The organism is Pseudomonas sp. NPDC087346, assembly GCF_044744235.1.
Taxonomy (GTDB): Bacteria; Pseudomonadota; Gammaproteobacteria; order Pseudomonadales; family Pseudomonadaceae; genus Aquipseudomonas.
The window spans coordinates 1-3,657 of the sequence record NZ_JBIUXX010000142.1 but is presented as its reverse complement, the minus strand read 5'-3'; the positions used below and the strand labels follow the sequence as shown (position 1 = coordinate 3,657).

Genomic DNA, 3,657 nt, shown 5'->3' with positions numbered 1-3,657 from the left:
ATGGTTCGTACCTACATCAAGAATGTAGTTAAGGACATCGACGCAAAAGACGCTGAAAAAGCTCAAGCTGCATACGTTCTGGCCGTGCCAGTTATCGACCGCATGGCCGATAAAGGCATCATCCACAAGAACAAGGCTGCTCGCCATAAGAGCCGCCTGAATGGCCACGTCAAAGCACTGAAAACTGCTGCTTAATCGACGTAGTCATTAAAAAACCGACCTTAGGGTCGGTTTTTTATTGCCTGCGATTTGACGAATCCAGCGCAAAAAAATGTAGGAGTGAGCCTGCTCGCGATAGCGGAGTATCAGTCGACATCAATATTGACTGTTACACCCTTATCGCGAGCAGGCTCACTCCTACATTGGTTTTACGCTGTTATTGCTGGACCGGGGCCCACGGCAGGATCGGGATCGCCGTCACCGCATTCTGCGGACTACCTTCGATCAAACGATCGCTATAGACCAGATACACCAGCGTATTGCGCTTCTTGTCGAGGAAACGCACCACCTGCATGGTCTTGAAAACCAGCGACGTGCGCTCCTTGAACACCTCATCGCCATCCTTCAACTCGCCCTTGAAGTTGATCGGACCCACCTGACGGCAAGCGATAGAGGCTTCAGCTCGATCTTCAGCCAAACCCAAACCGCCCTTCACACCGCCAGTCTTGGCGCGCGACAGATAGCAAGTCACGCCCTCGACCTTCGGATCATCAAAGGCCTCGACCACGATCCGGTCATTCGGCCCGACAAACTTGAACACCGTCGACACCTGACCGATTTCTTCGGCCGAGACCAGTAATGGCATTGCCATCAACAGCCCCAACAATCCTTTTGCTACACGCATCGAATTTATCCTTACACCAGAATCAGATTGTCACGGTGAACCAGTTCCGGCTCAGCCATGTAACCCAGCAAGCCGACAATTGCATCCGACGACTGACCGATAATCTTCTGTGCCTCAAGCGCACTGTAATTCGCCAAACCGCGGGCAATTTCACGACCATCCGGCGCCACGCAAACCACCATTTCGCCGCGACGGAAGCTGCCTTGCACCAGCTTCACACCCACCGGCAGCAGACTTTTGTTGCCTTGGGACAGCGCCGAAACCGCGCCATCATCCAGCACCAGTGTGCCACGGGTTTGCAGATGTCCGGCCAGCCACTGCTTGCGCGCCGCGAGCAAGCCTCGCTCAGGCGACAGCAACGTACCAATGCGCTCGCCAGCCTTGAGGCGATCCAATACGCGCTCCAGACGCCCACCAACAATGATGGTGTGCGCACCGGAACGAGCCGCCAGACGCGCCGCACGCAATTTGGTCTGCATGCCGCCACGACCCAACGCTCCACCGGTACCGCCCGCCACCGCATCCAGCGCCGGATCATCGGCGCGCGCTTCGTAAATCAGCTGCGCATCGGGATTGTTGCGCGGATCAGCGTCGAACATGCCATCCCGATCCGTAAGGATCACCAGCAGATCCGCCTCTACCAGGTTGGCCACCAGCGCCGCCAGCGTGTCGTTATCACCAAAACGGATTTCGTCAGTGACCACGGTGTCATTTTCATTGATGACCGGGATGACTTTCAGCTCGACCAGCGCACGTAAGGTGCTGCGGGCGTTCAGGTAGCGCTTGCGGTCGGACAGGTCGTCATGAGTCAGGAGAATCTGCGCCGTGTGCCGGCCGTGCTCGGCGAAGCTTGATTCCCAAGCCTGCACCAGACCCATCTGACCGATAGCAGCGGCCGCCTGGAGCTCATGCATCGCACTGGGTCGTGCGGTCCAGCCCAAGCGACTCATGCCGGCGGCCACTGCCCCGGAGGACACCAGCACCAACTCGACGCCAGCCTCATGCAAGGCCACCATCTGCTCAACCCAGACACCCATTGCCTTGCGATCAAGCCCTTTGCCGTCAGCCGTCAGCAACGCGCTGCCGATCTTCACGACCCAACGCTGCGCACCTGTCACCTTGCTCCGCATCATCTTCAACCTTAGCTTGAGGGCAGCGCGACCCAGCGCTGCCCGTAACGTTATTCTTGATTAACGATTTCCAGATACTAAAACGCCGCTCGATTGAGCGGCGTTTTAGTTTATCGCAACAGATCAGTCACGCACGTAAATGATTTCCGGACCGTCTTCATCATCTACATCTTCTTCGTCCCAATCATCGTCGCCGATGTCATGGACCGACTTCACGCCGCTGCGACGCAGGGCACGCTTGTCGTCCAGCGCCTGCAATTGCGCACGAGCTTCGTCTTCGATGCGCTGATCGAGATCGGCCAGCTCTTCCTTGTACGCCGGATCATTGGCCAGGCGATCAAGACGATCTTCCATGTAGCGCATGATGTCGTGGCACAGACGCTCGGTACCGAGCTTGGAAATAGCCGAGATCACGTAAACCGGACCGGTCCATTCCAGGCGATCAACGATTTCCTTGACGCGAGCATCGTGCTCTTCTTCAAGGATCTGGTCGCACTTGTTCAGCACCAGCCAGCGATCACGCTCAGCCAGGGACGGGCTGAACTTGATCAGCTCGTTGACGATCACTTCAGCGGCATCCGGAGCACTGGTGTCATCCAGCGGCGCCATGTCGACGAGGTGCAGCAGCAGACGCGTACGCGCCAAGTGCTTGAGGAAGCGAATACCCAGACCGGCACCGTCGGAAGCGCCTTCGATCAAGCCCGGAATGTCGGCAATGACGAAGCTCTTCCAGCGATCGACGCTGACCACACCAAGGTTCGGCACCAGCGTGGTGAACGGGTAGTCGGCAACTTTCGGCTTGGCAGCCGACACCGAACGGATAAAGGTACTTTTACCGGCGTTCGGCAAGCCCAGCAGACCAACGTCAGCCAGCACTTTCATTTCCAGTTTCAGGTCGCGCTGCTCACCCGGCTTGCCCGGAGTAGTCTGACGCGGCGCACGGTTGGTACTGGATTTGAAACGGGTGTTGCCCAGACCGTGCCAGCCGCCCTGTACAACCATCAACTTCTGACCAGCCTTGGTCAGGTCGCCGATGACTTCCTGGGTAGCGGAGTCGATCACGGTGGTGCCGACCGGAACCCGCAGGATCAGGTCTTCACCCTTCTTGCCGGTGCAGTCGGTGCTGCCGCCGTTGGAGCCACGCTCGGCATCGAAGTGCCGGGTGTAACGGTAGTCGACCAGGGTGTTGAGGTTTTCGTCGGCCATCATGTAGATGGAACCGCCATCACCGCCATCACCACCGTTCGGGCCACCGTTCTCGATGAATTTTTCCCGACGGAAACTCATGGCGCCATTACCGCCATCACCAGCCTTTACGCGAATCGATACTTCATCAACAAACTTCATAACCAACGCCTCTCGCCATACGGACGAGCCGAAAAACAATCAAGACATAAGACTCTTGCAAAAATGAGCGCAGCGACCCCAAAACACGACCTGCATCGCACGCCGACAGCCCATACAAACAGTTTTGCAAGAGACTCACCCCACAAACGAAAAAGCCCCGTCGCGAGACAGGGCTTTTCCAGCGATTGCGCAATTAAGCTGCGACAACGCTCACGTAACGGCGGTTGAACGCGCCTTTTACTTCAAACTTGATCACGCCTTCGATTTTAGCGAAGAGGGTGTGATCTTTACCCATGCCAACACCGTAACCGGCGTGGAATTGGGTGCCGCGCTGAC

Annotated in this window: 5 protein-coding genes; 1 reads left to right on the top strand and 4 read right to left on the bottom strand. The window is 57.1% G+C overall.

The annotated features are described in order from the left end of the window. The coding region (rpsT, locus tag ACIOZM_RS31455; RefSeq protein ID WP_401221512.1) for a 30S ribosomal protein S20 at positions 1-195 on the top strand (195 nt) is incomplete at its 5' end. 181 nt (positions 196-376) lie between these two features. Here rpsT and ACIOZM_RS31450 read toward each other — a convergent pair. From ACIOZM_RS31450 to ACIOZM_RS31435, 4 genes are all read right to left on the bottom strand, one after another. Continuing rightward, positions 377-844, bottom strand: coding sequence for a CreA family protein (locus tag ACIOZM_RS31450; protein ID WP_401221509.1), 468 nt, complete (start codon positions 842-844; stop codon positions 377-379). Positions 845-855: 11 nt separating this feature from the next. Then, positions 856-1,974, bottom strand: a complete 1,119-nt coding sequence (gene proB, locus ACIOZM_RS31445) for a glutamate 5-kinase (protein WP_401221514.1) — start codon at positions 1,972-1,974, stop codon at positions 856-858. 123 nt (positions 1,975-2,097) lie between these two features. Then, positions 2,098-3,321, bottom strand: a complete 1,224-nt coding sequence (cgtA, locus tag ACIOZM_RS31440) for an Obg family GTPase CgtA (protein ID WP_401221506.1) — start codon at positions 3,319-3,321, stop codon at positions 2,098-2,100. Between the two features lie 193 nt (positions 3,322-3,514). Next, positions 3,515-3,657, bottom strand: a 143-nt coding sequence (locus tag ACIOZM_RS31435; protein ID WP_401187267.1) for a 50S ribosomal protein L27, incomplete at its 5' end; no start/stop codon positions are given.